This window comes from Pseudomonas sp. LBUM1656, from assembly GCF_059716065.1.
On record NZ_CP166800.1, the window covers coordinates 6253582 to 6275675 of the forward strand.

Below are 22094 nucleotides of genomic sequence, written 5' to 3' on the forward strand. Positions count from 1 at the left end.
TTATTGAAGCGCCTTTTATCGAAGTGCCGGAGCCCTGAATGACCCTCGAACGCGAAGCCGCCGCCAACACCGCCAAGGTCCTGTCCGAAGCGTTGCCTTACATTCGCCGCTATGTCGGCAAGACGCTGGTGATCAAATACGGCGGCAACGCGATGGAAAGCGAGGAGCTGAAAACCGGCTTCGCCCGCGACATCGTGCTGATGAAAGCCGTTGGCATCAACCCGGTGGTGGTTCACGGCGGCGGCCCGCAAATCGGCGACCTGCTTAAGCGTCTGTCGATCGAAAGCCACTTCATCGATGGCATGCGCGTGACTGACGCGCAAACCATGGACGTGGTGGAAATGGTCCTCGGCGGCCAGGTCAACAAGGACATCGTCAACCTGATCAACCGTCATGGCGGCAGCGCCATCGGCCTGACCGGTAAAGATGCCGAGCTGATTCGTGCTAAGAAACTCACCGTTACCCGTCAGACGCCAGAGATGACCCAACCGGAAATCATCGACATCGGCCAGGTGGGCGAAGTGGTCGGGATCAACACCGACCTGCTGAACCTGCTGGTCAAAGGTGACTTCATTCCGGTGATCGCGCCGATCGGCGTCGGCGCCAACGGCGAGTCGTACAACATCAACGCTGACCTGGTGGCTGGTAAAGTGGCCGAAGCGCTGAAGGCTGAAAAGCTGATGCTGCTGACCAACATCGCCGGCCTGATGGACAAGTCGGGCACGGTCCTCACCGGCCTGACCACCCAGCAAGTCGACGACCTGATCGCTGACGGCACCATCTACGGCGGCATGCTGCCGAAGATCCGTTGCGCGCTGGAAGCGGTTCAGGGCGGCGTCGGCAGTTCGTTGATCATCGATGGTCGGGTTCCGAATGCGATTCTGCTTGAGATCTTCACCGATACCGGTGTGGGAACTTTGATCAGCAATCGCAAGCGTCACTGATTCAAGAACGGCAAAAGATCGCAGCCTTCGCCGGCACCTACGGATGTACGAATATTCTGTAGGCGCTGACGAAGTCTGCGATCTTTTTTATGCGCGCCGGAAACGTCCGACCTGACTCAGCGAAACGTCCGACATCCCGCCGGCATACATCCGCTTAGGATCTTCCGTGAATCCACTGGAGATCTTCCCCATGCAAAAAGACCACGTTCCCTACGGCAGCGATGTATCCGCAGGCACTTATGAGTGCGCAGACTGCGGACGTGAATACACCAATCAGTCGAAGACTTCGCTTCCGCCGTGCCCAGACTTCAAACCAAGCACTCACGTCCTCAATGGCTGGAATATCCTCACAGGCCAAGGCGACGCCGTCGCAGATCCGTACCCAGACGAGCCTTCCAAATAACCACGGGAGGCTGAGCCATGCAGATCTCGTTCACGATCGACGCCCAGGCTTTCGAGCAGGAGCAAAAGGAACCGGTCAAAAAGACTTTGAGGATTTCCGACAGCGAAATCGCTCACGCCCTACAGCGAATAGCCAAGGCGAGTCTGACCGAATACTTGAAAATGCTGGTCGAAGGAGGCATGCCCAGCAGAGCGGATGAGGCCAAGCAGGATCGCCTGCTGTATCTGATTCAGAGCTATTTCGGGCAGACCTTGCCGACTGAATCGCAGATATCGACGATCTTCCAGCTGACCCAAAGCCAAAGCAAAACCCTGCTGAAAAACACGGTCTCACGCTTTCGCAACCAACTGGACGAGATCTTGCGACACAGCATGCGAGCAGTGATCGAGTCTGCGGAACATGCTCAGACGGTGTATCTGGTGGTGATCAGTTCGGATGTCATCCGCGATGAACTGAACATGCTGATCACACAGAACGAGCCGACCTTCAAACCCATCATCAAGCGTAAAGGCAGTGCCGGGCAATTCGAGATAAGCGAAGACTCCCACGCGCTGTTGTGCCAGACACTCGGCCTGAATGCCGTTCAGTGACATCGTCGCGGTCAGCGGCTTGCTGCTGACCCTGACCACCTTCATGTTCAACCTGGCTTGGCCAAGGCTGCATGAAGCGCTGGAGCTGGATGAAAGCCAATCAGGCCAGCAGGCCAGAAAACGCAGTAGGGCAAAGGTGATCAATGTCTTGCTCGCCTGCGCATTGCCCATGACCAGCGCGTTCATGGCGCTGTTCTACGTCAATCTACCGGCCGCCGTGCGAGTCATCAGCAGCAGCACACTGGATCTGTGGGATTTCGACGTGGATCGAACGCTTTACGTGATGGTCGTCCTGGCGCTGCTGGTGTTTGCGTTGTTCAACTTGGGATTGGCACTAAAGCTGATTGGAAAATGGCGAAGGCTTCGCTAACGGTAAAAACAAAAGACCCCGCTCAGCCTGCCTGAGCGGGGTCTTTTTTATCCCCTGTGGGAGCGGCTTGCTCGCGAAAGCGGTGTAGCAGTCAACGAAGATGTCGAATGTGATGACCTCTTCGCGAGCAAGCCCTCTCCCACAGGGGGATAGCGGTTAAACGCCGAACTGGGCGCGGTAGGCTTCAACCGCTGGCAGGTGTTGCTTGAGTTGTGGATCATCTGCCAGGAATTCGAGCACCTGGTTCAGCGAAACAATGCTGATCACCGGAATGCCGAAATCACGCTCCACTTCCTGGATCGCCGACAACTCGCCGTTGCCACGCTCCTGACGGTTCAGGGCGATCAACACGCCCGCAGCCTTGGCGCCGTCCTGGGAAGCGATGATCTGCATCACTTCGCGGATGGCGGTGCCCGCGGTGATCACGTCGTCGATGATCAGCACTTCGCCGCTCAACGGGGCGCCAACGAGGCTGCCGCCTTCGCCGTGGGCCTTGGCCTCTTTGCGGTTGAAGCACCATGGCAGGTCACGGTCGTGGTGTTCGGCCAGGGCCACCGCAGTGGTCGCCGCCAAAGGGATGCCTTTGTACGCAGGGCCAAACAGTACGTCGAACGAAATACCGCTCTCGACGATGGCTGCCGCGTAGAAACGACCCAGCTGCGCCAGGGCCGAACCCGAGTTGAACAGGCCGGCATTGAAGAAGTAAGGACTGGTGCGTCCGGACTTCAGGGTGAACTCGCCGAAGCGCAAAACGCCGCGATCGATGGCAAAACGAATGAAATCGCGCTGATACGCTTGCATGAAAAAAACCCCAAATACCACGGATTTAGCTAATTAGGTTGACGCCGTGTATCATACACGCACGCGATTTTTGGGGCCATTTATGCGGATCATCAGTGTGAACGTCAATGGTATTCAGGCTGCAGTGGAGCGAGGTTTGCTCAGTTGGCTGCAAGCACAGAATGCCGACGTCATCTGCCTGCAGGACACCCGCGCCTCCGCCTTTGAACTGGACGATCCAGCCTTCCAACTGGATGGCTACTTCCTTTATGCCTGCGAAGCCGAAGTTCCCGCCCAGGGTGGCGTGGCTTTGTATTCGCGGTTGCAACCGAAGGCAGTCATCAGCGGTCTCGGCTTCGAGACGGCCGACCGCTACGGGCGCTACCTGCAAGCCGATTTCGACAAGGTCAGCATCGCGACCTTGCTGCTCCCTTCGGGGCAGAACGGCGATGAAGACTTGAACCAGAAGTTCAAGCTAATGGACGACTTCGCCCGTTATCTGGATAAACAGCGACGCAAACGTCGCGAGTACATTTATTGTGGCTCGCTGTACGTGGCGCAACAGAAGCTGGATATCAAGAACTGGCGTGACAGCCAGCAATCCCCGGGCTTCCTGGCACCTGAACGTGCCTGGATGGACGAGATTGTCGGCAACATGGGTTATGTCGATGCCCTGCGTGAAGTCAGCCGTGAAGGCGACCAGTACAGCTGGTGGCCGGATAACGAACAGGCTGAAATGCTCAACCTCGGTTGGCGTTTCGACTATCAGTTGCTGACTCCGGGCCTGCGTCGCTTCGTACGCAGCGCACGCTTGCCACGTCAGCCACGGTTCTCGCAACATGCACCGCTGATCGTGGACTACGACTGGACGCTGACCATCTAAGCGTTATTTCGCAGACACAAAAAAGCCGACAGCAGTGTCGGCTTTTTTGTGCGCGCTGGTTTTCTATTGTGGGAGCGGGCTTGCTCGCGAAGGCGGTTTAACATTCAACATTGAAGTTGACTGACCCACCGCTTTCGCGAGCAAGCCCGCTCCCACATAGAGATCTGTGTCGGGGCTTACTTGATCAACCGCCAGGTGAACGGATACCGATAAGGCACCCCCTCATTGGCTTTCACGCCACCGATGATCGTCAGCACCAACGCACCAATCGCCACCAGACCAAACAGGAAGAACCCGATGATCACCACCATCAGCAGGAAGCAGATGGCGGAGGCAATGGCGACGGTGATCTGAAAGTTCAGCGCCTCCTTGCCCTGGGCATCGACAAACGGGTCCATCTCGCGCTTCATCTGCCAGAGAATCAACGGGCCGATCAGCGTTCCGAACGGAATCCAGATCCCCAGCAAGGCGGACAAGTGACAAAACATTGCCCACTGCCGAACTTCTTTGCTCGGGATGGGAAGTAGCTGCTGCTCGTCACTCATGGTGTCCTCCTTGCGTGGAACATCCGATCAGTCGGCCAGTGCGGCCTTTTGCAGTTCGAAGATCTCGGTCATGCCTTTCTTCGCCAGTTCAAGCATAGCGTTCAGCTCTTCCGGCTGGAACGGTGCGCCTTCGGCAGTGCCCTGAACTTCGATGAAGCCGCCAGTGCTGGTCATCACGACGTTCAGGTCAGTCTCGGCAGCCGAGTCTTCCAGGTAGTCGAGGTCGAGCACCGGCTCGCCCTGGTACATGCCCACCGAAACAGCAGCGATCATTTGCTTCAACGGGTCGCCGCCTTTCAGGCCGCCGCGCTTCTTGATCACTTTCAAGGCATCGACCAGTGCAACCATGGCGCCGGTGATGGACGCGGTGCGGGTGCCGCCGTCAGCCTGGATCACGTCGCAGTCAACGTAGAGGGTGACGTCGCCCAGCTTGGACATGTCCAGCGAAGCGCGCAGGGAGCGACCGATCAGACGCTGGATTTCCAGGGTGCGGCCGCCTTGTTTGCCACGGCTGGCTTCACGCTGGTTACGCTCGCCAGTGGCGCGCGGCAGCATGCCGTATTCGGCGGTCAACCAGCCTTGGCCCTGCCCCTTGAGGAAACGTGGCACGCCGTTTTCGACGCTGACGGTGCAGATGACTTTGGTATCACCGAACTCGACCAGTACAGATCCCTCGGCGTGTTTGGTGTAGTTGCGGGTAATGCGGATCGAGCGGAGCTGATCGGCAGCGCGACCACTTGGACGTTTCATAGGGAATACCTGTACGGGGACGGAAAACTGCCGAGCATTATAGAGCCGCGCGCCAAGACTGGGCACTTCTAAAAAATCTGCCCGACGATTGAAGGCGCTGACTAGAGCTTAGAACAGCACTTTACCGACGGCCTGCAGCCCTTTGTCACTCCGTGTGTTTGGGCGCATCCGCCCCACTGCGCTACAATCCTGCGCCTTTGCTGCCTGTCGGCTTTAATTCACAGATATCGGGTCTTGCGAAACCTTTGGTAACGCAAACCTGAATTGCGAGGTACCTCCATGGTGCACAGCATGACCGCCTTCGCCCGCGTTGAAAAAGCCGGCGCCCAAGGCACCCTGAGCTGGGAATTGCGCTCGGTCAACAGCCGCTACCTGGAACCCCACCTGCGCCTGCCGGAGTCGTTTCGCGACCTCGAAGGTGCGGTCCGCGAAGCGCTGCGCCAGGGCATCTCCCGGGGCAAGCTCGAATGCACCCTGCGCTTCACCGAAGAAAACACCGACAAACCACTGCAAGTGGACCGCGAGCGCGCCGCACAATTGGTTGCCGCTGCCGAAACCATCGCCAGCCTGATCAAGAATCCGGCGGCGCTGAACCCGCTTGAAGTGTTGGCCTGGCCCGGCGTGCTGGTGGGCGACGCCACCGACCCGCAAGCCCTGAATGCCGAAGCACTGGCGCTGTTCAATGAAGGCCTGAAAGAACTCAAGGCTGGCCGCGAGCGCGAAGGCGCGGAGCTGGCACGGTTGATCAACGATCGCCTGACCTCCATTGAAGAAGACGTGGTGACCCTGCGTGAACTGGTCCCGCAGATGCTCGCCACCCAGCGCCAGAAAGTCCTCGACCGCTTTGCCGACATGAAGGCCGAGATGGATCCGCAGCGGCTGGAGCAGGAAATGGTCATGCTCGCGCAGAAAAGCGACGTCGCCGAAGAACTGGATCGCCTGAGCACTCACATCATCGAAGTTCGCCGGGTGCTCAAATCCGGCGGCGCTGCCGGTCGGCGCCTGGACTTCCTGATGCAGGAGCTCAATCGCGAAGCCAACACACTGGGCTCCAAAGCCTTCGACCCGCGCAGCACCCAAGCGGCGGTCAACCTCAAAGTGTTGATCGAGCAGATGCGCGAACAAGTGCAGAATATTGAGTAAGGCAACCCTGACATGACCCACAGCACCGGCACCCTGTACATCATTTCCGCCCCCTCGGGTGCGGGCAAGAGCAGCCTGGTCAAGGCCCTGACCGACGCTGACCAGGAGATCCGCGTCTCGGTCTCCCACACCACCCGCGCCATGCGCCCCGGTGAAGTGAACGGCGTGAACTATCACTTCGTCGAACGCGGCGAGTTCGTGAAGATGATCGAGCACGGAGACTTCCTTGAGCGCGCCGAGGTATTCGGCAACCTCTACGGCACCTCGCAAAGCCACCTGCAGCAGACCCTGGACGAAGGCCACGACCTGATTCTGGAAATCGACTGGCAGGGGGCCGAGCAGGTGCGCAAGTTGATGCCCCAGGCCCGCTCGATCTTCATTCTGCCGCCGTCGCTGCAAGCCTTGCATCAACGTCTGAACAATCGCGGTCAGGACAGCGACGAAGTCATCGAAGGCCGGATGCGCGAAGCCGTCAGCGAAATGAGTCACTACGTCGACTACGACTACCTGATCATCAACGACGATTTCGCCCACGCCCTGAAGGATTTGCAGGCGATTTTCCGTGCCAATCAGCTGCATCAGAAGCGTCAGCAGCAGCGTAACGGAAAACTTTTGGCTGAATTGCTCGGCTAATCAGCCCTTCCCAAAACCGCTGCAAGGGCTTTACATTGGCACTTGCAGCGCGTTGAAGGGCTTGGTCAAAAAATCAGCGCTTCCCTAATCGCTGGTGATTTTTTAAACTGTTCAGTCCGCTCGCCCACCCGGGCAGCGCGCATATTGCATTCGCTCCGAGGAATACCATGGCCCGCGTAACCGTTGAAGACTGCCTGAACCACGTGGAAAACCGTTTTGAGCTGGTCATGCTGTCCACCAAGCGTGCCCGTCAACTGGCCACCGGCGGCAAAGAGCCACTGGTTCAGTGGGAAAACGACAAGCCTACCGTTGTAGCCTTGCGTGAAATCGCTGAAGGCCTGATGAGCTACGAGTTCATCGCCAATGCTGAAATCGTCGAAGACGAACCGCTGTTCGCAGCGTTCGAGGACGAGTCCAACGAGGCCGTCTAAGCCTATGCCTGGTCGACGTAGCACGGCGCGGGGTCACAGCGAACGGCAGGAGTTATCATGCCGAGCATAGACGCCCTCGCCGATCGCTTATCGACCTACCTCGGCAAGGACCAGGTTAATCTGGTCCGCCGAGCGTATTTCTACGCCGAACAAGCCCACGACGGCCAACGCCGCCGCAGCGGTGAGGCGTACGTCACGCATCCTCTCGCGGTGGCGAATATTCTTGCCGACATGCACATGGACCATCAGAGCCTGATGGCTGCGATGCTGCATGACGTGATCGAAGACACCGGTATTGCCAAGGAAGCGCTGCAGGCGCAGTTCGGCGAAACCGTGGCTGAGCTGGTCGACGGGGTCAGCAAACTGACCCAAATGAACTTCGAGACCAAAGCCGAAGCCCAGGCCGAAAACTTCCAGAAAATGGCCATGGCCATGGCACGCGACATTCGCGTGATCCTGGTCAAACTGGCCGACCGCCTGCACAACATGCGCACGCTGGAAGTCCTGTCCGGTGAAAAACGCCGGCGGATCGCCAAGGAAACCCTGGAAATCTATGCGCCCATCGCCAACCGGCTGGGCATGCACGCCATCCGCATAGAATTCGAAGACCTCGGCTTCAAAGCCATGCACCCGATGCGTTCCGCGCGGATCAACCAGGCAGTCAAACGCGCCCGGGGCAACCGCAAGGAAATCGTCAACAAGATCGAAGAATCCCTCAGCCACTGCCTGGCCATCGATGGCATCCAGGGCGAGGTCAGCGGTCGTCAGAAACACCTCTACGGCATCTACAAGAAAATGCGCGGCAAGCGTCGGGCCTTCAACGAGATCATGGACGTCTATGCGTTCCGGATCATCGTCGACAAGGTCGATACCTGCTACCGCGTGCTAGGTGCTGTGCATAATTTGTACAAACCGTTGCCGGGGCGCTTCAAGGATTACATCGCGATCCCCAAGGCCAACGGCTACCAGTCGCTGCACACCACTCTGTTCGGCATGCACGGTGTTCCGATCGAGATCCAGATCCGCACCCGTGAAATGGAAGAGATGGCCAACAACGGCATCGCTGCCCATTGGCTGTACAAATCCAGCGGCGACGAGCAGCCCAAAGGCACGCATGCCCGCGCCCGCCAGTGGGTCAAGGGCGTGCTGGAAATGCAGCAGCGAGCTGGCAACTCGCTGGAATTCATCGAGAGTGTAAAGATCGACCTGTTCCCGGACGAGGTCTACGTGTTTACGCCCAAGGGCCGGATCATGGAGCTGCCCAAGGGCTCCACGGCGGTCGACTTCGCTTACGCGGTGCACACCGATGTGGGCAACAGCTGCATTGCCTGCCGGATCAATCGTCGTCTCGCACCGCTGTCCGAACCGCTGCAAAGCGGCTCCACGGTCGAGATCGTCAGCGCTCCCGGCGCGCGGCCAAACCCGGCGTGGCTCAACTTCGTGGTCACCGGCAAGGCGCGGACCCACATCCGCCACGCGCTGAAACTGCAGCGCCGCTCCGAATCCATCAGCCTTGGCGAACGCCTGCTGAACAAGGTGCTCAACGGTTTCGACAGCTCGCTGGAAAAAGTACCGGCCGACCGCGTCAAGGCGATGCTCACCGAATACCGTCTCGAACTGATCGAAGACTTGCTCGAAGACATCGGCTTGGGTAATCGCATGGCCTATGTGGTCGCGCGCCGCCTGCTCGGCGAAGGCGAACAGCTGCCAAGTCCGGAAGGCCCGCTGGCGATTCGCGGCACCGAAGGCCTGGTGCTCAGCTACGCCAAGTGCTGCACACCGATCCCGGGCGACCCTATTGTCGGTCACCTGTCTGCGGGCAAAGGCATGGTCGTGCACCTGGACAACTGCCGCAACATCAGCGAAATCCGCCACAACCCGGAAAAATGCATCCAGCTCTCGTGGGCCAAGGATGTCACCGGCGAATTCAACGTCGAGCTGCGCGTCGAACTGGAACACCAGCGCGGCCTGATCGCCCTGCTGGCCAGCAGCGTCAACGCGGCCGACGGCAATATCGAGAAAATCAGCATGGACGAACGCGATGGTCGCATCAGCGTGGTCCAACTGGTGGTCAGCGTGCACGACCGCGTGCACCTGGCCCGCGTAATCAAGAAACTGCGCGCACTGACCGGAGTGATTCGCATCACCCGCATGCGTGCATAGCTCGCCCACACAGCCAACCTATTACAAGGAGTCATCAATGACCAAGACTGTTATCACCAGCGACAAGGCCCCGGCCGCCATCGGTACTTACTCCCAGGCGATCAAGGCTGGCAATACCGTCTACATGTCGGGTCAAATTCCTCTGGACCCAAAAACCATGGAACTGGTTGAAGGCTTCGAAGCCCAGACCGTCCAGGTGTTCGAGAACCTCAAAGCCGTAGCCGAAGCGGCTGGCGGTTCGTTCAAGGACATCGTCAAACTGAACATCTTCCTCACCGACCTGAGCCACTTCGCCAAGGTCAACGAGATCATGGGCAAGTACTTTGACCAGCCATACCCTGCCCGCGCCGCCATCGGCGTAGCTGCCCTGCCAAAGGGTTCGCAGGTTGAAATGGATGCCATTCTGGTCATCGAGTAATACATCCGGCGCAGCCTTTCAGGTTGCGCCGACTTCGTTTCTGAAAGGATTCCACCATGCGCCAAGCGCTAGCTCTCTCGCTGGTCGCCCTTCTCTTGGGCGGTTGTGCCAGCAACCCTGCCGACCGTGACATCAGCGGCACCTGGATCAATCAGGTGGCGATCGACGCTGCGTCCAAAGGCGGCCCCCTGCGTGAAGCGCTCCAGGCTTACGGCCCGAACCTGGAATGGGACGTCAACACCAAGGCCGCTCAGGCCCGCTACACCAACGGTTTTGAAAACGTCGACGGCAAGCTGCTGGGCGAAGAGTCCGGCGCCTGGAAAGTCGACTTTTATGGCAGCTCCGCCAGCGAGCTGAAGCGCGACGGCAAGCAACTGAGCCAGGCCGCCAGCGAAAACGAGCCGGAGCAGGTCTTCGATCGCGCGCTGATTCCAGTGCCCGATGGCGCACCGATTGGCGCGAGCTTCGAACGCGCGCTGTACACCGCCTACATGGGCGGCAGCTGGAAAATCGTCAACGGTCCGGGCGAAGGCAATACCGTGCAGTTCCAGGCTGACGGCCAAGTTGCCGGCCTGCCGGGTGCCGATCGTTATGCCCTGTGCCTGGCGGGCGATTGCGCGTCGATGAGCGGTGGCAATGACAACATGTGGCTGCAAGTGAACGGCCAAGGCAATACCTGGATCTTTGCGCGCAAGGGCAAGGAGCTGGAAATTGTGCAGGCGGTGAACACGGCGCAGGCGGATGAAATGCCTCAGTTCACGCCGGGTGAGCGCAAGTGGTTGCTGGAAAAGCAGTAACCCGCAAGCCCCACGCAAAACCAATGTAGGAGCCGGCTTGCTGGCGATGGCGGTGTATCAGCCAACAGAGATGTTGGATGTTACGGCCTCATCGCCAGCAAGCCGGCTCCTACAGTTGTATGTGGGGACAGGGAGTCAGCCGCGACCTTCGAGAATCGCGGCGTAGCCTTCGCGATAGGTTGGGTACTTCGGCGTCCAGCCCAAGGCCTTCGCCCGCGCATTGCTGCATTGCTTGCTGCCCGTACGCCGCACGCTCTGATCTTCAGCCCATTCAGTCACACCCAGATACTCACGCAACCAGCCCACCACTTCGGCCAGCGGCGCAGGTGCGTCGTCCACACCGATATAGACGTCATCCAACGCGACCCCGCGCCTATCCGCTTCAAGCAGAAACGCCATCAACCCCGCCGCGTCATCGGCGTGGATGCGGTTGCCATAGAGCGGCGGGTCAACGGCCACGCGATAGCCGCGACGCACCTGGGTCAGCAGCCATTCGCGGCCGGGGCCGTAAATGCCGGTCAAGCGCACGATGCTCGCCGGGATGCCGCTCTGGAGTGCCACTTGTTCAGCCTCCAGCATCAATCGGCCCGAGTAGCCTGCTGCAATGGTCGGCGAAGTCTCGTCAACCCACTCGCCCTCCTGCTGCCCATACACACTGCTGCTGGAAACAAACAGCAAGCGATTTGGCACCTGCCCATAGTCGTTCAGCCATTCCAGTACATGCTGCAAGCCCTCGACATAGGCGGCACGGTAACCCGCCTCATCGTGATCGGTAGCCGCCGCGCAATACACGAGGTAATCCACCGCACCGATGGGCCACGTCTCAGGACAGTCCTTATTGAACAAGTCGCCGGCAACGCCAATGACCCCCTCGGGCAGGCGCGAGACGTCACGCCTCAGGCCATGAACCTCCCACCCGCAAGACAGCAATTGCGTGGCCAGACGACTGCCGACATCACCACAACCGGCAATCAAAACAGAAGGCGCAGACATCAGAAAACTCCCATCAGAAAGGCACAGACTAGCGCCGGTAAAGGACGAGCGGCTAGCAATCAAGGAAAAAAAGATACTCTATTACTTTTGTTAACAAGAATTACTTGCAATAATGCACGCCACTTTTGTTCTCGGCCTTACGAGGCCTGGAAGAGCATTTACCGTTTTTCTATTTCAGGTCCGGCCAGCATGACACGCAATCAATTCCCCGCTTCGCCAACCAAACGACCTCGCGCCTGGAGCGCAGTGGCCGCCCTGCTGCTCAGCCTGATGCTGGCACCGACCGCCGCTTTCGCTGATGCACAAGCGCCAGCCACTCCGGCTACTCCGGCCGCCGCCGCTGCTCCAGCCCCGGCTGATCATGCCGCTCCTGCCGTAGCGCCAGCCGCCACCGACCCGGCCCAGGCAGTAGATGCCGAAGACGTTCCTGAAGTCCTCGAAGCCGACAATACCCTGGGCATGGCCCACGACCTTTCGCCTTGGGGTATGTACCAGAACGCCGACATTATCGTGAAAATCGTGATGATCGGTCTGGCCATCGCTTCGATCATCACCTGGACCATCTGGATCGCCAAGGGCTTCGAGCTGATGGGCGCCAAGCGTCGTCTGCGCACTGAAATCGTCCACCTGAAAAAAGCCACCACCCTTAAAGAAGCCAGCGTGACCGCGACCAAGCAAGGCACTCTCGCCAATCTGCTGGTGCATGACGCCCTGGAAGAGATGCGCTTGTCGGTCAACAGCCGCGAGAAAGAAGGCATCAAGGAACGTGTTGCCTTCCGTCTCGAGCGCCTGGTTGCAGCTTGCGGCCGCAACATGAGCAGCGGCACCGGCGTCCTCGCCACCATCGGCTCCACCGCGCCGTTCGTGGGCCTGTTCGGTACCGTGTGGGGCATCATGAACAGCTTCATCGGCATCGCCAAAACCCAGACCACCAACCTCGCCGTCGTAGCACCGGGCATCGCTGAAGCCCTGCTGGCCACCGCACTGGGTCTGGTTGCAGCGATTCCGGCCGTTGTGATCTACAACGTCTTCGCTCGCTCCATCGCTGGCTACAAGGCACAAGTGTCCGATGCCTCGGCTGAAGTCCTGCTGCTGGTCAGCCGTGACCTCGATCACCTGCCGACCACCGAGCGTTCCGCGCAACCCCACATGGTCAAAGCAGGGTAATCAGCCATGGGCTTGCATTTGAAAGAAGGCGCAGACGACGATCTGGCCGAGAACCACGAAATCAACGTCACGCCGTTCATCGACGTGATGCTGGTGCTGTTGATCATCTTCATGGTGGCCGCTCCGTTGGCCACCGTGGACATCAAGGTCGACCTGCCCGCCTCCAGCGCCAAACCGGCGCCACGGCCGGAGAAGCCGGTGTTCCTCAGCGTCAAGGCTGACCAGCGCCTGTACCTCGGCGAAGAAGAAGTGAAGGCCGAAGCACTCGGCGCCACCCTCGACGCCAAAACCAAAGGCAAGAAAGACACGACGATCTTCTTCCAGGCCGATAAAGGCGTGGATTACGGCGACCTGATGAGCGTGATGGACAACCTGCGCTCCGCCGGTTACCTGAAGGTCGGTCTGGTCGGGCTCGAGACGGCAGTCAAGAAATGATCACGACGCGCCATAAGCTGACGCGTTACAGCGGGAGCCTGGCCGTGGTGCTGGGCGTCCATGCGCTGGCCATTGCGCTGGCGATGAACTGGACCGCGCGCCCACCCATCGAGCTGCCTCCGCAGGCGATGATGGTCGAGTTGGCACCGGTTCCGGCACCGCCACCGCCGGCACCGCCGAAGGTCATAACGCCGCCACAGCCACCGGCCCCGGTGGAAGAACTGCCGATCCCGAAACTGGCCGAAGTGCCGAAGGCCGAGATCGTTGTGCCGAAACCGGTCAAACCCAAGCCGAAGCCGCAACCGCCCAAGCCTGTGGAGAAAAAGCCGGAGCCGCCGAAGGAGAAGCCGTCCGAGGAGAAACCTAGCGACGCGCAACCGACCCAGGCACCGACGGAGAAATCCGCGCAACCGGCACCGGGCCCATCGCCCGCGCAACAGGCGGCCAAAGCCAGTTGGGAAGGCACCCTGCTCGCGCATTTGGGCAAGTACAAAAAGTACCCGGCGAGCGCACAGAATCGGGGCAAGGAAGGCACCAACCGTCTGCGCTTCGTCGTTGATGCCGAAGGTAATGTGCTGTCGTTCGAACTGGTGGGCCGCTCCGGCACTGCCGATCTGGACCGGGCCACCCTGGACATGATCCGCCGCGCCCAACCGCTGCCCAAGCCACCGGCCGACATGCTGACCAATGGCACCATCGAAATCACGGCGCCGTTCCTCTACTCCCTGGAAAAACGCCGCCGTTAAGACACCGCTGATCCCATGCGGGAGCGGGCTTGCTCGCGAAAGCGGTGTGACAGTCGCCATCAACTTTGACTGACACACCCTGTTCGCGAGCAAGCCCGCTCCCACAAGGTTATCTACCAGCCGGAAGATTCCAGCCACAGAGGCACCGAAAGGTGCCTTTTGCATATCCGCCAGCGGCAAACCGGCATTACCCAGTGTCACTCACCACATGCACTCTGATAACGTGCGTCTATCGATTGCAGCCGGTATGCTTGGCTCGCAACTTCATGGACGCTTGCTATGACTCTCACAGAATTACGCTACATCGTTACCCTCGCCCAAGAGCAGCATTTCGGCCACGCGGCCGAGCGTTGCCATGTCAGCCAGCCGACCCTGTCGGTGGGCGTGAAAAAGCTTGAAGACGAACTCGGTGTGCTGATTTTCGAGCGCAGCAAGAGTGCCGTGCGCCTGACTCCGGTCGGTGAAGGCATCGTGGCCCAGGCACAGAAAGTCCTGGAACAGGCCCAAGGCATTCGCGAACTGGCCCAGGCTGGCAAAAACCAGCTGACCGCCCCGCTGAAAGTCGGCGCGATCTACACCGTCGGCCCGTACCTGTTCCCGCACCTGATCCCGCAACTGCACCGGGTCGCCCCGCAGATGCCGTTGTACATCGAAGAAAACTTCACCCACGTGCTGCGCGACAAACTGCGCAACGGCGAGCTCGACGCGATCATCATCGCCCTGCCGTTCAACGAAGCGGACGTCCTGACCCTGCAGCTCTACGACGAGCCGTTCTACGTCCTGATGCCAGCCCAGCACCCGTGGACGCAAAAGGAATCCATCGACGCCGCCCTGCTCAACGACAAGAGCCTGCTGCTGCTCGGCGAAGGCCACTGCTTCCGCGATCAAGTGCTGGAAGCCTGCCCGACCCTGGCCAAAGGCAACGACGGCGCCAAGCACACCACGGTGGAATCCAGCTCCCTGGAAACCATCCGCCACATGGTCGCGTCCGGCCTCGGCATTTCGATCCTGCCGCTGTCGGCAGTCGACAGCCATCACTACGCCCCCGGCGTGATCGAAGTGCGCCCACTGTCGCCGCCGGTGCCGTTCCGCACCGTAGCCATTGCGTGGCGGGCGAGCTTCCCGCGGCCGAAAGCGATTGAAATCCTCGCTGACTCCATTCGCCTGTGCTCGGTGGCCAAGCCGCCCGCGCCGGTGGCTGCGGCTTAAGTCGCTGTCATGACCGAGTTGTCGCAAGTGTCGGTGACGGCACTCAAGGGTGTCGGCGAGGCCATGGCCGAGAAACTGGCCAAGGTCGGCCTGGAGAATCTCCAGGACGTGCTGTTCCACCTGCCGCTGCGTTATCAGGACCGCACTCGCGTGGTCCCGATCGGCCATTTGCGACCGGGGCAAGACGCCGTGATCGAAGGCACCGTCAGCGGCGCCGACGTGGTCATGGGTCGTCGGCGCAGTCTCGTCGTGCGTCTGCAGGACGGCACCGGCGGGCTCAGCCTGCGCTTCTACCATTTCAGCAACGCCCAGAAAGAAGGCCTCAAACGCGGCACGCGAATTCGCTGCTACGGCGAAGCGCGGCCCGGTGCCTCGGGACTGGAAATCTACCACCCGGAATATCGCGCCATTACCGGTGACGAGCCGCCGCCGGTGGATGAAACCCTGACCCCGGTCTACCCGCTCACCGAAGGCCTGACCCAGCAGCGCTTGCGCCAGTTGTGCATGCAAACCCTGACGATGCTCGGCCCGACCAGCCTGCCCGACTGGCTGCCGACCGAACTCGCTCGCGACTATCAACTCGCGCCGCTGGCCGATGCGATCCGCTACCTGCATCACCCGCCCGCCGATGCCGACGTCGACGAACTCGCCCTCGGTCATCATTGGGCGCAGCACCGTTTGGCTTTTGAGGAACTGCTGACCCATCAGCTGTCCCAGCAACGCCTGCGCGAAAGCATGCGTTCCTTGCGCGCACCGGCGATGCCGAAAGCCACCAGGCTGCCGGCGCAATACCTGGCCAATCTTGGCTTTACGCCAACCGGCGCACAGCAACGGGTCGGCAACGAAATCGCCTACGACCTCAGTCAGCACGAGCCAATGCTACGCCTGATTCAGGGCGACGTCGGCGCGGGTAAAACCGTGGTTGCTGCCCTCGCCGCGCTTCAGGCGCTGGAGGCCGGTTACCAGGTCGCGCTGATGGCGCCCACCGAAATCCTCGCCGAACAACACTTCATCACCTTCAAGCGCTGGCTCGAACCGCTGGGCATTGAAGTCGCGTGGCTGGCCGGCAAGCTCAAGGGCAAGAATCGCGTGGCCGCGCTGGAGCAGATCGCCAGCGGCGCACCAATGGTGGTCGGCACTCACGCGCTGTTCCAGGACGAAGTGCAATTCAAGAACCTCGCGCTGGCGATCATCGACGAACAGCACCGCTTCGGCGTGCAGCAGCGCCTGGCCTTGCGCCAGAAAGGCGTCGGCGGGCGGATGTGTCCGCATCAGCTGATCATGACCGCCACGCCGATTCCACGAACGCTGGCCATGAGCGCCTACGCCGACCTCGACACCTCGATCCTCGACGAACTGCCGCCCGGCCGAACCCCGGTCAACACGGTATTGGTCACCGATACACGGCGCGTGGAAGTCATCGAGCGCGTACGCGGCGCCTGTGCCGAAGGGCGTCAGGCCTATTGGGTGTGCACGCTGATTGAAGAGTCGGAAGAGCTGACCTGTCAGGCCGCCGAAACCACTTACGAAGACCTCACCGCAGCCCTCGGCGAGTTGAAGGTCGGCTTGATCCACGGTCGCATGAAGCCCGCTGAGAAAGCCGCCGTGATGGCCGAATTCAAAGCGGGCAACCTGCAACTGCTGGTCGCCACCACCGTGATCGAAGTCGGCGTCGACGTTCCGAATGCCAGCCTGATGATCATCGAAAACCCCGAACGCCTCGGCCTCGCGCAGCTGCACCAATTGCGCGGCCGCGTCGGTCGAGGCAGCGCCGCCAGCCATTGCGTGCTGCTCTACCATCCGCCGCTGTCGCAGATCGGCCGTCAGCGCCTGGGCATCATGCGCGAAACCAACGACGGTTTTGTCATCGCCGAAAAAGACCTCGAACTGCGCGGCCCCGGCGAAATGCTCGGCACGCGCCAGACCGGCCTGCTGCAATTCAAGGTCGCCGACCTGATGCGCGACGCCGACTTGCTGCCCGCCGTGCGCGATGCCGCCCAGGCCTTGCTGGAGCGCTGGCCGGACCACGTCAGCCCATTGCTGGACCGCTGGCTGCGCCATGGGCAGCAATACGGCCAAGTGTGAGCACCGTCGCAGTTTGTCGACGATGCTTTTAAACAAGCTGGTTATACTCCTGCAATTGTTTGAATACGGATACAGACCATGACAGAAGCTGCCCTCGCCCCCGACACCCTGCACGCTCCGTCTGTTATTCGGCTGCTGCTGGGCAAATTGGGCATTGCCTACGAAGAAGTGCTCGACCACCACGGCCTCAACGCCTCGCGCAAAGTGCAGGCGGTGCTGGTGGACGACGCGGTCGGCGCCCTGATGGTGCTGTTCCCGCAAAGCCAGTTGCTGGACCTCAATCGACTCGCCGAACTGACCGGCCGCCGCCTCACCGCCGTGCCCACCGAACGGCTGGTGAAAATGCTCGGCAAGCACAACCTGAGCCTGCTGCCCGGCCTGCCGGCGCTGACTAGTTCGCCGTGCCTGTACGAAGAAAGCCTGCTGCGCGTACCGAAGTTGCTGATCAACTCGGGCGAGCCGGGCCTGCTGCTGGAAATCACCAGCGAAGATTTCAAGACCATGCTGACCAAGGCCAGCGCCGCCAACTTCGGCGAGAACCTGACCAGCATCCGTCCGAACCTCGACCGCCCCGACGATGACCGCGAGGAAATCACCCAGGCCGTCCAGGCGTTCACCGCGCGACGCATCCAGCAACGCCTGGAAGCGACCATCGAAATTCCGCCGCTGGCCGAGACCGCACAGAAGATCATAAAACTGCGCGTCGACCCCAACGCCACCATCGACGACATTACCGGCGTGGTCGAAACCGACCCGGCGCTGGCCGCCCAAGTCGTCAGCTGGGCTGCGTCGCCGTACTACGCGTCGCCGGGCAAAATTCGTTCAGTGGAAGACGCAATCGTGCGCGTGCTGGGTTTCGACCTGGTGATCAACCTCGCGCTGGGCCTGGCCCTGGGCAAAACCCTGAGCCTGCCCAAAGACCACCCGCAACACACCACGCCGTACTGGCAGCAATCGATCTACACCGCCGCCGTCATCGAAGGCCTGACCCGCGCCATGCCCCGCGCCCAGCGCCCGGAAGCCGGCCTGACCTACCTCGCCGGCCTGCTGCACAACTTCGGCTACCTGCTGCTGGCCCACGTCTTCCCGCCGCACTTCTCGCTGATCTGCCGCCACCTCGAAGTCAACCCGCACCTGTGCCACAGCTACGTCGAGCAACACCTGCTCGGCATCAGCCGCGAACAGATCGGCTCGTGGCTGATGCGCTACTGGGACATGCCCGACGAACTCGCCACCGCTCTGCGCTTCCAGCACGACCCAACCTACGACGGCGCCTACGCTGAATACCCGAACCTCGTCTGCCTGGCCGTACGCCTGCTGCGCAGCCGCGGCATCGGCTCCGGCCCCGACGAAGACATCCCCGACGCATTGCTGGAACGCGTAGGCCTGACCCGCGACAAGGCCAACGACGTCGTCAGCAAAGTGCTTGAGGCTGAAGTGCTGCTGCGCGAACTGGCTTCGCAATTCAGCCAAGCATAAAAAAACCCGCTCCCACACTCGATCAAATGTGGGAGCGGGCTTGCTCGCGAAGAATCCAACTCGGTCTACCTGACCACCTCAAACCTTGGCTTTAGCCTTAGCCTTCCCAGGCTTCAAATACTTGGACAGCCCCTGAAACCAGATCACCAGCGCCGGATTCCCCTTGATCTGAATCGACTTGTCCTGAATTCCCGTCATAAACGCCAACTGCTTGTTCTTCGCCTGCATCGTGGCAAAGCCATACGCCGCATCCTTGAACGCAATCGCAATCGCAGACGCCGGCTCGGCGGTATGGAAGGCACGCTTTTCACCTGATCGTTGGCTATGAGCCAGCGAGGACAATAAGCAGGCGCCCTGCTATGATTTGACTGCAAATAGAGGGCTTTCCGATGACCCAAACTGCTGCTGTCAGTGTTGCAAGCCAAGTCCGTAAGCTTGCGAAAGAAAACAAGGTCACCGCTGGACGTGACGGCATGAGCCGTATGGCCGTGAGCATTACCCGTTTGGCTGGCGATGTCGTCGAGTTGGATGGCATCGAGCAATTGCTCGTCAATCTCAAGAGAAAGGGCGTTCTGAGCAAGTCTGAAATCCTGGCGCTCCAAGGGCGCTATCTTCAGGAAAGGCGCGCACAGAAACGTAGCGCATGAGTTTTGATCCGTTCGGCGACTTCGAAACGGCTGGATAACTTCAAAACTCGCTGCAACTGAAAGATCCCACTGAAGTAAAAGAGTCAGAACATCTTTCGTTCGAATTGAGTATCGAAGATGCGCTTGCCTATTTGGCCAAGAAAAAGCCAATCGATTACAAGACAGTACTCAATGTTCACGAAATCCTGTTCTCCGGCTTCTATCACTGGGCAGGAAAAGACCGGAACGAGCTTGTTCCTCATCTGGCAGTCTTCAAGGGCTCGCTCGACGATCCCCGCAGTACCGTCTTCGAGCGCCCGGACTCCATCAAAATGTCTGTCGACTATGCGCTCAAGCTAGCAGCTGACAAGAAACGCTTCAGAGACCATCCCGGCGGGGTGATGGGCCAGCTGGCTTTCGCCCACCCCTTCCTGGACGGCAATGGGCGCACGATTCTATTAGTCTTCATGGAACTCTGTTATCGAGCCGGGTTCGCCATCGACTGGTCAAAAACAAGCAAAGACGACTACCTGCGGGCACTCAGCGACGAAATCCGAGAGCCTCGCGAGAGGCATCTCGATAACTACCTCAACCCGTTCGTAGTCGATATATCCAGTCGCGACGAGTGGCCAGAGACCATCGGTGGTATCAGGGGCCTGGATGGCCTGGACAAGGAAGACATCACCTACGAGAACCTGGACAACCCGCAAGTCCAGCAGATCTACAAGACCTACCGGGCCCAGCCACTCGACGCCCGCGAGCCTTCTGAGTCGGATGGCTGAAGACGCTCCACAGGGGATCGCCTAAACCCTGTGGGAGCGAGCCTGCTCGCGATGAATCCAACCCGGTCTACCTGAAAGACTTCATACCTTGGCTTTAGCCTTCGCCTTCCGAGGCTTCAAATACTTGGTCAACCCCTGAAACCAGATCACCAACGCCGGATTCCCCTTGATCTGAATCGACTTGTCCTGAATCCCCGTCATAAACGCCAACTGCTTGTTCTTCGCCTGCATCGTGGCAAAGCCATACGCCGCATCCTTGAACGCAATCGCAAACGCCGGCTCGGCATACACGCCCGACTTGCTGGTAATGCGCTGATCCTTCACAAAGAAATGCCGCGCCACTTTCCCGTCCAGGGTCTGTAGCTGGAACACCAATTCCTTGTCACCCAACTGCTGCTGAAACGCAGGATTAGTCCGACTGGCCTTACCCATCAACAAACCCAGCATCCACAGAAGAAAACGAAATTTCATGCGCACAGCCTCAAGAGAAAAGTGAACGGCCGGCGCAGTGTAGCGGCTTCAAGCGAGAACGCCACTGTTGTGCAGCGATAGAAGAAGATGCCGTAGTTTTTGACGCTGATGACTACCAAGTCATTGACGAAACGAGGGTGTTTAAAAGCGTGAAGGTTTTGATTTTTCTACGCTCGACTCCATCGGATATTTCCTTCAACACGTGGTGCTGTTCGTGAACTAGGCAGGGTTTGGCTTCATCGATAGGCTTTGTTCGTCACCGCAAAATCGGTGACACGGACGTGCAAGTCCGAATCCAGGTGCGCAATTGCTTATGGCTATTCGTCGAGCGTTTTCCTATGCTCGCGGATCGTTATGGCAGCTGTGCGTCGGAGATCTTCGGGTCTGCCGGTTCCTGGATCGGTCTTGCACACCAACGCACAGCTGCCACCACTTTCGAAGTGCAAAGCGAAACGGTGTCGGTCTCTTAATTCCAGGAGATACATCTATGATCAAGCCAACACCTAATCCACCACAAAACGAAGCCACATCCCCCTACGAATCCCTCGATTCGAAGAAACTCCACGAAGCCGCCGAACGCGCCCTCGACCACCATTTCGCCCCACCACCCGGCGATAAACCCAAGCCTCGCAAAGGCAACCTCTTCGCCGTCTCCCCCGACATCGACACCGAAGCCCTCCTGGCCAACGCCTCGGAAGACCTGCTGTCCATCAGCGCCATCGCCGCCAACCTGGCCGACGATGTGGACGGAGCACGGCGCTCCTTAGCCTTGGCGCTAAGCAGATTGGCGGATGGGGTTCGGTTATTGGTGGAGCGAGCGCTGGATCATATTGATTCGCCGAATCCGACGGAGCATCGGACCAACGCGAAATAGCAAACTGGGGGGGATGAGTTCAGCCTAAAAAACCCATCCCTTCCCCGCTCTACGGACGACTGTCTTTCGGGCAGAAAACAGCGACTACTCCGCTTAACAGACTCAAGACAAAGAACACCCACGCCACGGTGAAGGCAACATCAAGGCCGCTGGATACGCTTCCGCTGCCGGTCGCTCCGGCAGCAATCCCCCCCAGCCCCAGCACCGTACTGAATATCGAAAGGGCCAACAACACACCCGCCAAAATCCCTAAGGTTTTACGCATTACAGTGCTCCTTCATTCGTCGAGTCCTTCATGGACATGCTTGAGTCGAAAACCTGTGCACCGCGAGTTTGAGCGGGATGCTTTTTTCTGACGCAGAGTCTCTCATTTCGTC

26 protein-coding genes and 1 pseudogene are annotated in these 22094 nt (G+C 59.7%); 20 read left to right on the top strand and 7 right to left on the bottom strand.

What is annotated here, in order from left to right:
* Window positions 1–38: 38 nt before the first annotated feature.
* From argB to ACA072_RS28440, 4 genes are all read left to right on the top strand, one after another.
* Window positions 39–944 carry an acetylglutamate kinase gene (gene argB, locus ACA072_RS28425; protein ID WP_008007602.1) on the top strand — a complete coding sequence of 302 codons (906 nt, stop codon included), beginning with the start codon at window positions 39–41 and terminating at the stop codon, window positions 942–944.
* Window positions 945–1134: 190 nt separating this feature from the next.
* Entirely contained in the window at window positions 1135–1347 is a 213-nt protein-coding gene (locus tag ACA072_RS28430; protein ID WP_497622074.1) for a hypothetical protein, read from the top strand.
* A gap of 17 nt (window positions 1348–1364) precedes the next feature.
* On the top strand, window positions 1365–1937 hold the full coding sequence (locus tag ACA072_RS28435) for a hypothetical protein (protein ID WP_497622075.1): 573 nt from the start codon (window positions 1365–1367) through the stop codon (window positions 1935–1937).
* Window positions 1924–2307: a hypothetical protein gene (locus ACA072_RS28440; protein ID WP_497622076.1), complete on the top strand. Its 384-nt coding sequence runs from the start codon at window positions 1924–1926 to the stop codon at window positions 2305–2307. Before ACA072_RS28435 ends, ACA072_RS28440 begins: the two co-directional genes overlap by 14 nt.
* Before the next feature lie 156 nt (window positions 2308–2463).
* Here ACA072_RS28440 and pyrE read toward each other — a convergent pair whose 3' ends face one another.
* Window positions 2464–3108: an orotate phosphoribosyltransferase gene (gene pyrE, locus ACA072_RS28445; protein WP_497622078.1), complete on the bottom strand. Its 645-nt coding sequence runs from the start codon at window positions 3106–3108 to the stop codon at window positions 2464–2466.
* An 82-nt stretch (window positions 3109–3190) separates the two neighbouring features.
* Here pyrE and crc point away from each other — a divergent pair, with 82 nt between their 5' ends.
* The gene (crc, locus tag ACA072_RS28450) at window positions 3191–3970 is read left to right on the top strand and encodes a catabolite repression control protein Crc (RefSeq protein ID WP_007934608.1); all 780 of its coding nucleotides are present in this window, start codon (window positions 3191–3193) and stop codon (window positions 3968–3970) included.
* A 176-nt stretch (window positions 3971–4146) separates the two neighbouring features.
* On the opposite strand, the gene ACA072_RS28455 is transcribed toward crc, so the two are convergent.
* Both ACA072_RS28455 and rph read right to left on the bottom strand, forming a co-directional pair.
* Entirely contained in the window at window positions 4147–4515 is a 369-nt protein-coding gene (locus ACA072_RS28455; RefSeq protein ID WP_102594927.1) for a DUF4870 domain-containing protein, read from the bottom strand.
* 27 nt (window positions 4516–4542) lie between these two features.
* Window positions 4543–5265, bottom strand: a complete 723-nt coding sequence (rph, locus tag ACA072_RS28460; protein ID WP_010465211.1) for a ribonuclease PH — start codon at window positions 5263–5265, stop codon at window positions 4543–4545.
* 279 nt (window positions 5266–5544) lie between these two features.
* On the opposite strand from rph, the gene ACA072_RS28465 reads away from it, so the two are divergent.
* From ACA072_RS28465 to ACA072_RS28490, 6 genes are all read left to right on the top strand, one after another.
* Window positions 5545–6408, top strand: coding sequence for a YicC/YloC family endoribonuclease (locus ACA072_RS28465; protein ID WP_033059347.1), 864 nt, complete (start codon window positions 5545–5547; stop codon window positions 6406–6408).
* Window positions 6409–6420: 12 nt separating this feature from the next.
* Entirely contained in the window at window positions 6421–7041 is a 621-nt protein-coding gene (gene gmk / locus ACA072_RS28470; RefSeq protein WP_010465215.1) for a guanylate kinase, read from the top strand.
* Window positions 7042–7208: 167 nt separating this feature from the next.
* Window positions 7209–7472 (top strand): DNA-directed RNA polymerase subunit omega, encoded by a 264-nt coding sequence (gene rpoZ / locus ACA072_RS28475; protein ID WP_007894670.1) that lies wholly within the window; start codon window positions 7209–7211, stop codon window positions 7470–7472.
* 57 nt (window positions 7473–7529) lie between these two features.
* On the top strand, window positions 7530–9635 hold the full coding sequence (spoT, locus tag ACA072_RS28480; RefSeq protein WP_438658591.1) for a bifunctional GTP diphosphokinase/guanosine-3',5'-bis pyrophosphate 3'-pyrophosphohydrolase: 2106 nt from the start codon (window positions 7530–7532) through the stop codon (window positions 9633–9635).
* A 37-nt stretch (window positions 9636–9672) separates the two neighbouring features.
* Window positions 9673–10053 carry a RidA family protein gene (locus ACA072_RS28485; RefSeq protein ID WP_003229509.1) on the top strand — a complete coding sequence of 127 codons (381 nt, stop codon included), beginning with the start codon at window positions 9673–9675 and terminating at the stop codon, window positions 10051–10053.
* Window positions 10054–10109: 56 nt separating this feature from the next.
* On the top strand, window positions 10110–10850 hold the full coding sequence (locus ACA072_RS28490; RefSeq protein ID WP_497622082.1) for a hypothetical protein: 741 nt from the start codon (window positions 10110–10112) through the stop codon (window positions 10848–10850).
* 135 nt (window positions 10851–10985) lie between these two features.
* Here the strand turns inward: ACA072_RS28490 and ACA072_RS28495 are convergent, their stop codons facing one another.
* Window positions 10986–11843: an SDR family oxidoreductase gene (locus ACA072_RS28495; protein WP_497622084.1), complete on the bottom strand. Its 858-nt coding sequence runs from the start codon at window positions 11841–11843 to the stop codon at window positions 10986–10988.
* Between the two features lie 189 nt (window positions 11844–12032).
* Between ACA072_RS28495 and exbB the strand changes: the two genes are divergently transcribed.
* From exbB to ACA072_RS28525, 6 genes are all read left to right on the top strand, one after another.
* Window positions 12033–13010, top strand: a complete 978-nt coding sequence (gene exbB, locus ACA072_RS28500) for a tonB-system energizer ExbB (RefSeq protein WP_497622086.1) — start codon at window positions 12033–12035, stop codon at window positions 13008–13010.
* 6 nt (window positions 13011–13016) lie between these two features.
* Window positions 13017–13445, top strand: a complete 429-nt coding sequence (gene exbD, locus ACA072_RS28505; RefSeq protein WP_149416169.1) for a TonB system transport protein ExbD — start codon at window positions 13017–13019, stop codon at window positions 13443–13445.
* Complete coding sequence (locus ACA072_RS28510; RefSeq protein WP_497622088.1) at window positions 13442–14191, top strand: energy transducer TonB family protein; 750 nt, start codon at window positions 13442–13444, stop codon at window positions 14189–14191. Before exbD ends, ACA072_RS28510 begins: the two co-directional genes overlap by 4 nt.
* 279 nt (window positions 14192–14470) lie before the next feature.
* On the top strand, window positions 14471–15400 hold the full coding sequence (locus ACA072_RS28515) for a hydrogen peroxide-inducible genes activator (RefSeq protein ID WP_497622090.1): 930 nt from the start codon (window positions 14471–14473) through the stop codon (window positions 15398–15400).
* A 9-nt stretch (window positions 15401–15409) separates the two neighbouring features.
* Window positions 15410–17485, top strand: coding sequence for an ATP-dependent DNA helicase RecG (gene recG, locus ACA072_RS28520; protein WP_497622092.1), 2076 nt, complete (start codon window positions 15410–15412; stop codon window positions 17483–17485).
* A 78-nt stretch (window positions 17486–17563) separates the two neighbouring features.
* On the top strand, window positions 17564–18964 hold the full coding sequence (locus tag ACA072_RS28525; protein ID WP_497622093.1) for an aminoacyl-tRNA deacylase and HDOD domain-containing protein: 1401 nt from the start codon (window positions 17564–17566) through the stop codon (window positions 18962–18964).
* A 78-nt stretch (window positions 18965–19042) separates the two neighbouring features.
* On the opposite strand, the pseudogene ACA072_RS28530 reads toward ACA072_RS28525, so the two are convergent.
* Window positions 19043–19252: pseudogene (locus ACA072_RS28530) on the bottom strand (helicase); the annotation flags it as partial.
* A 101-nt stretch (window positions 19253–19353) separates the two neighbouring features.
* Here ACA072_RS28530 and ACA072_RS28535 point away from each other — a divergent pair.
* Both ACA072_RS28535 and ACA072_RS28540 read left to right on the top strand, forming a co-directional pair.
* Window positions 19354–19611 (top strand): hypothetical protein, encoded by a 258-nt coding sequence (locus ACA072_RS28535; RefSeq protein WP_123357408.1) that lies wholly within the window; start codon window positions 19354–19356, stop codon window positions 19609–19611.
* Window positions 19612–19661: 50 nt separating this feature from the next.
* Window positions 19662–20372: a Fic family protein gene (locus tag ACA072_RS28540; protein WP_497625052.1), complete on the top strand. Its 711-nt coding sequence runs from the start codon at window positions 19662–19664 to the stop codon at window positions 20370–20372.
* Between the two features lie 81 nt (window positions 20373–20453).
* Here ACA072_RS28540 and ACA072_RS28545 read toward each other — a convergent pair whose 3' ends face one another.
* Window positions 20454–20843, bottom strand: a complete 390-nt coding sequence (locus tag ACA072_RS28545) for a hypothetical protein (RefSeq protein WP_008030620.1) — start codon at window positions 20841–20843, stop codon at window positions 20454–20456.
* A gap of 487 nt (window positions 20844–21330) precedes the next feature.
* Between ACA072_RS28545 and ACA072_RS28550 the strand changes: the two genes are divergently transcribed.
* Window positions 21331–21717 carry a DUF6124 family protein gene (locus ACA072_RS28550; RefSeq protein ID WP_497622096.1) on the top strand — a complete coding sequence of 129 codons (387 nt, stop codon included), beginning with the start codon at window positions 21331–21333 and terminating at the stop codon, window positions 21715–21717.
* A 49-nt stretch (window positions 21718–21766) separates the two neighbouring features.
* Here ACA072_RS28550 and ACA072_RS28555 read toward each other — a convergent pair whose 3' ends face one another.
* Entirely contained in the window at window positions 21767–21982 is a 216-nt protein-coding gene (locus ACA072_RS28555) for a hypothetical protein (protein WP_497622098.1), read from the bottom strand.
* Window positions 21983–22094: the final 112 nt, after the last annotated feature.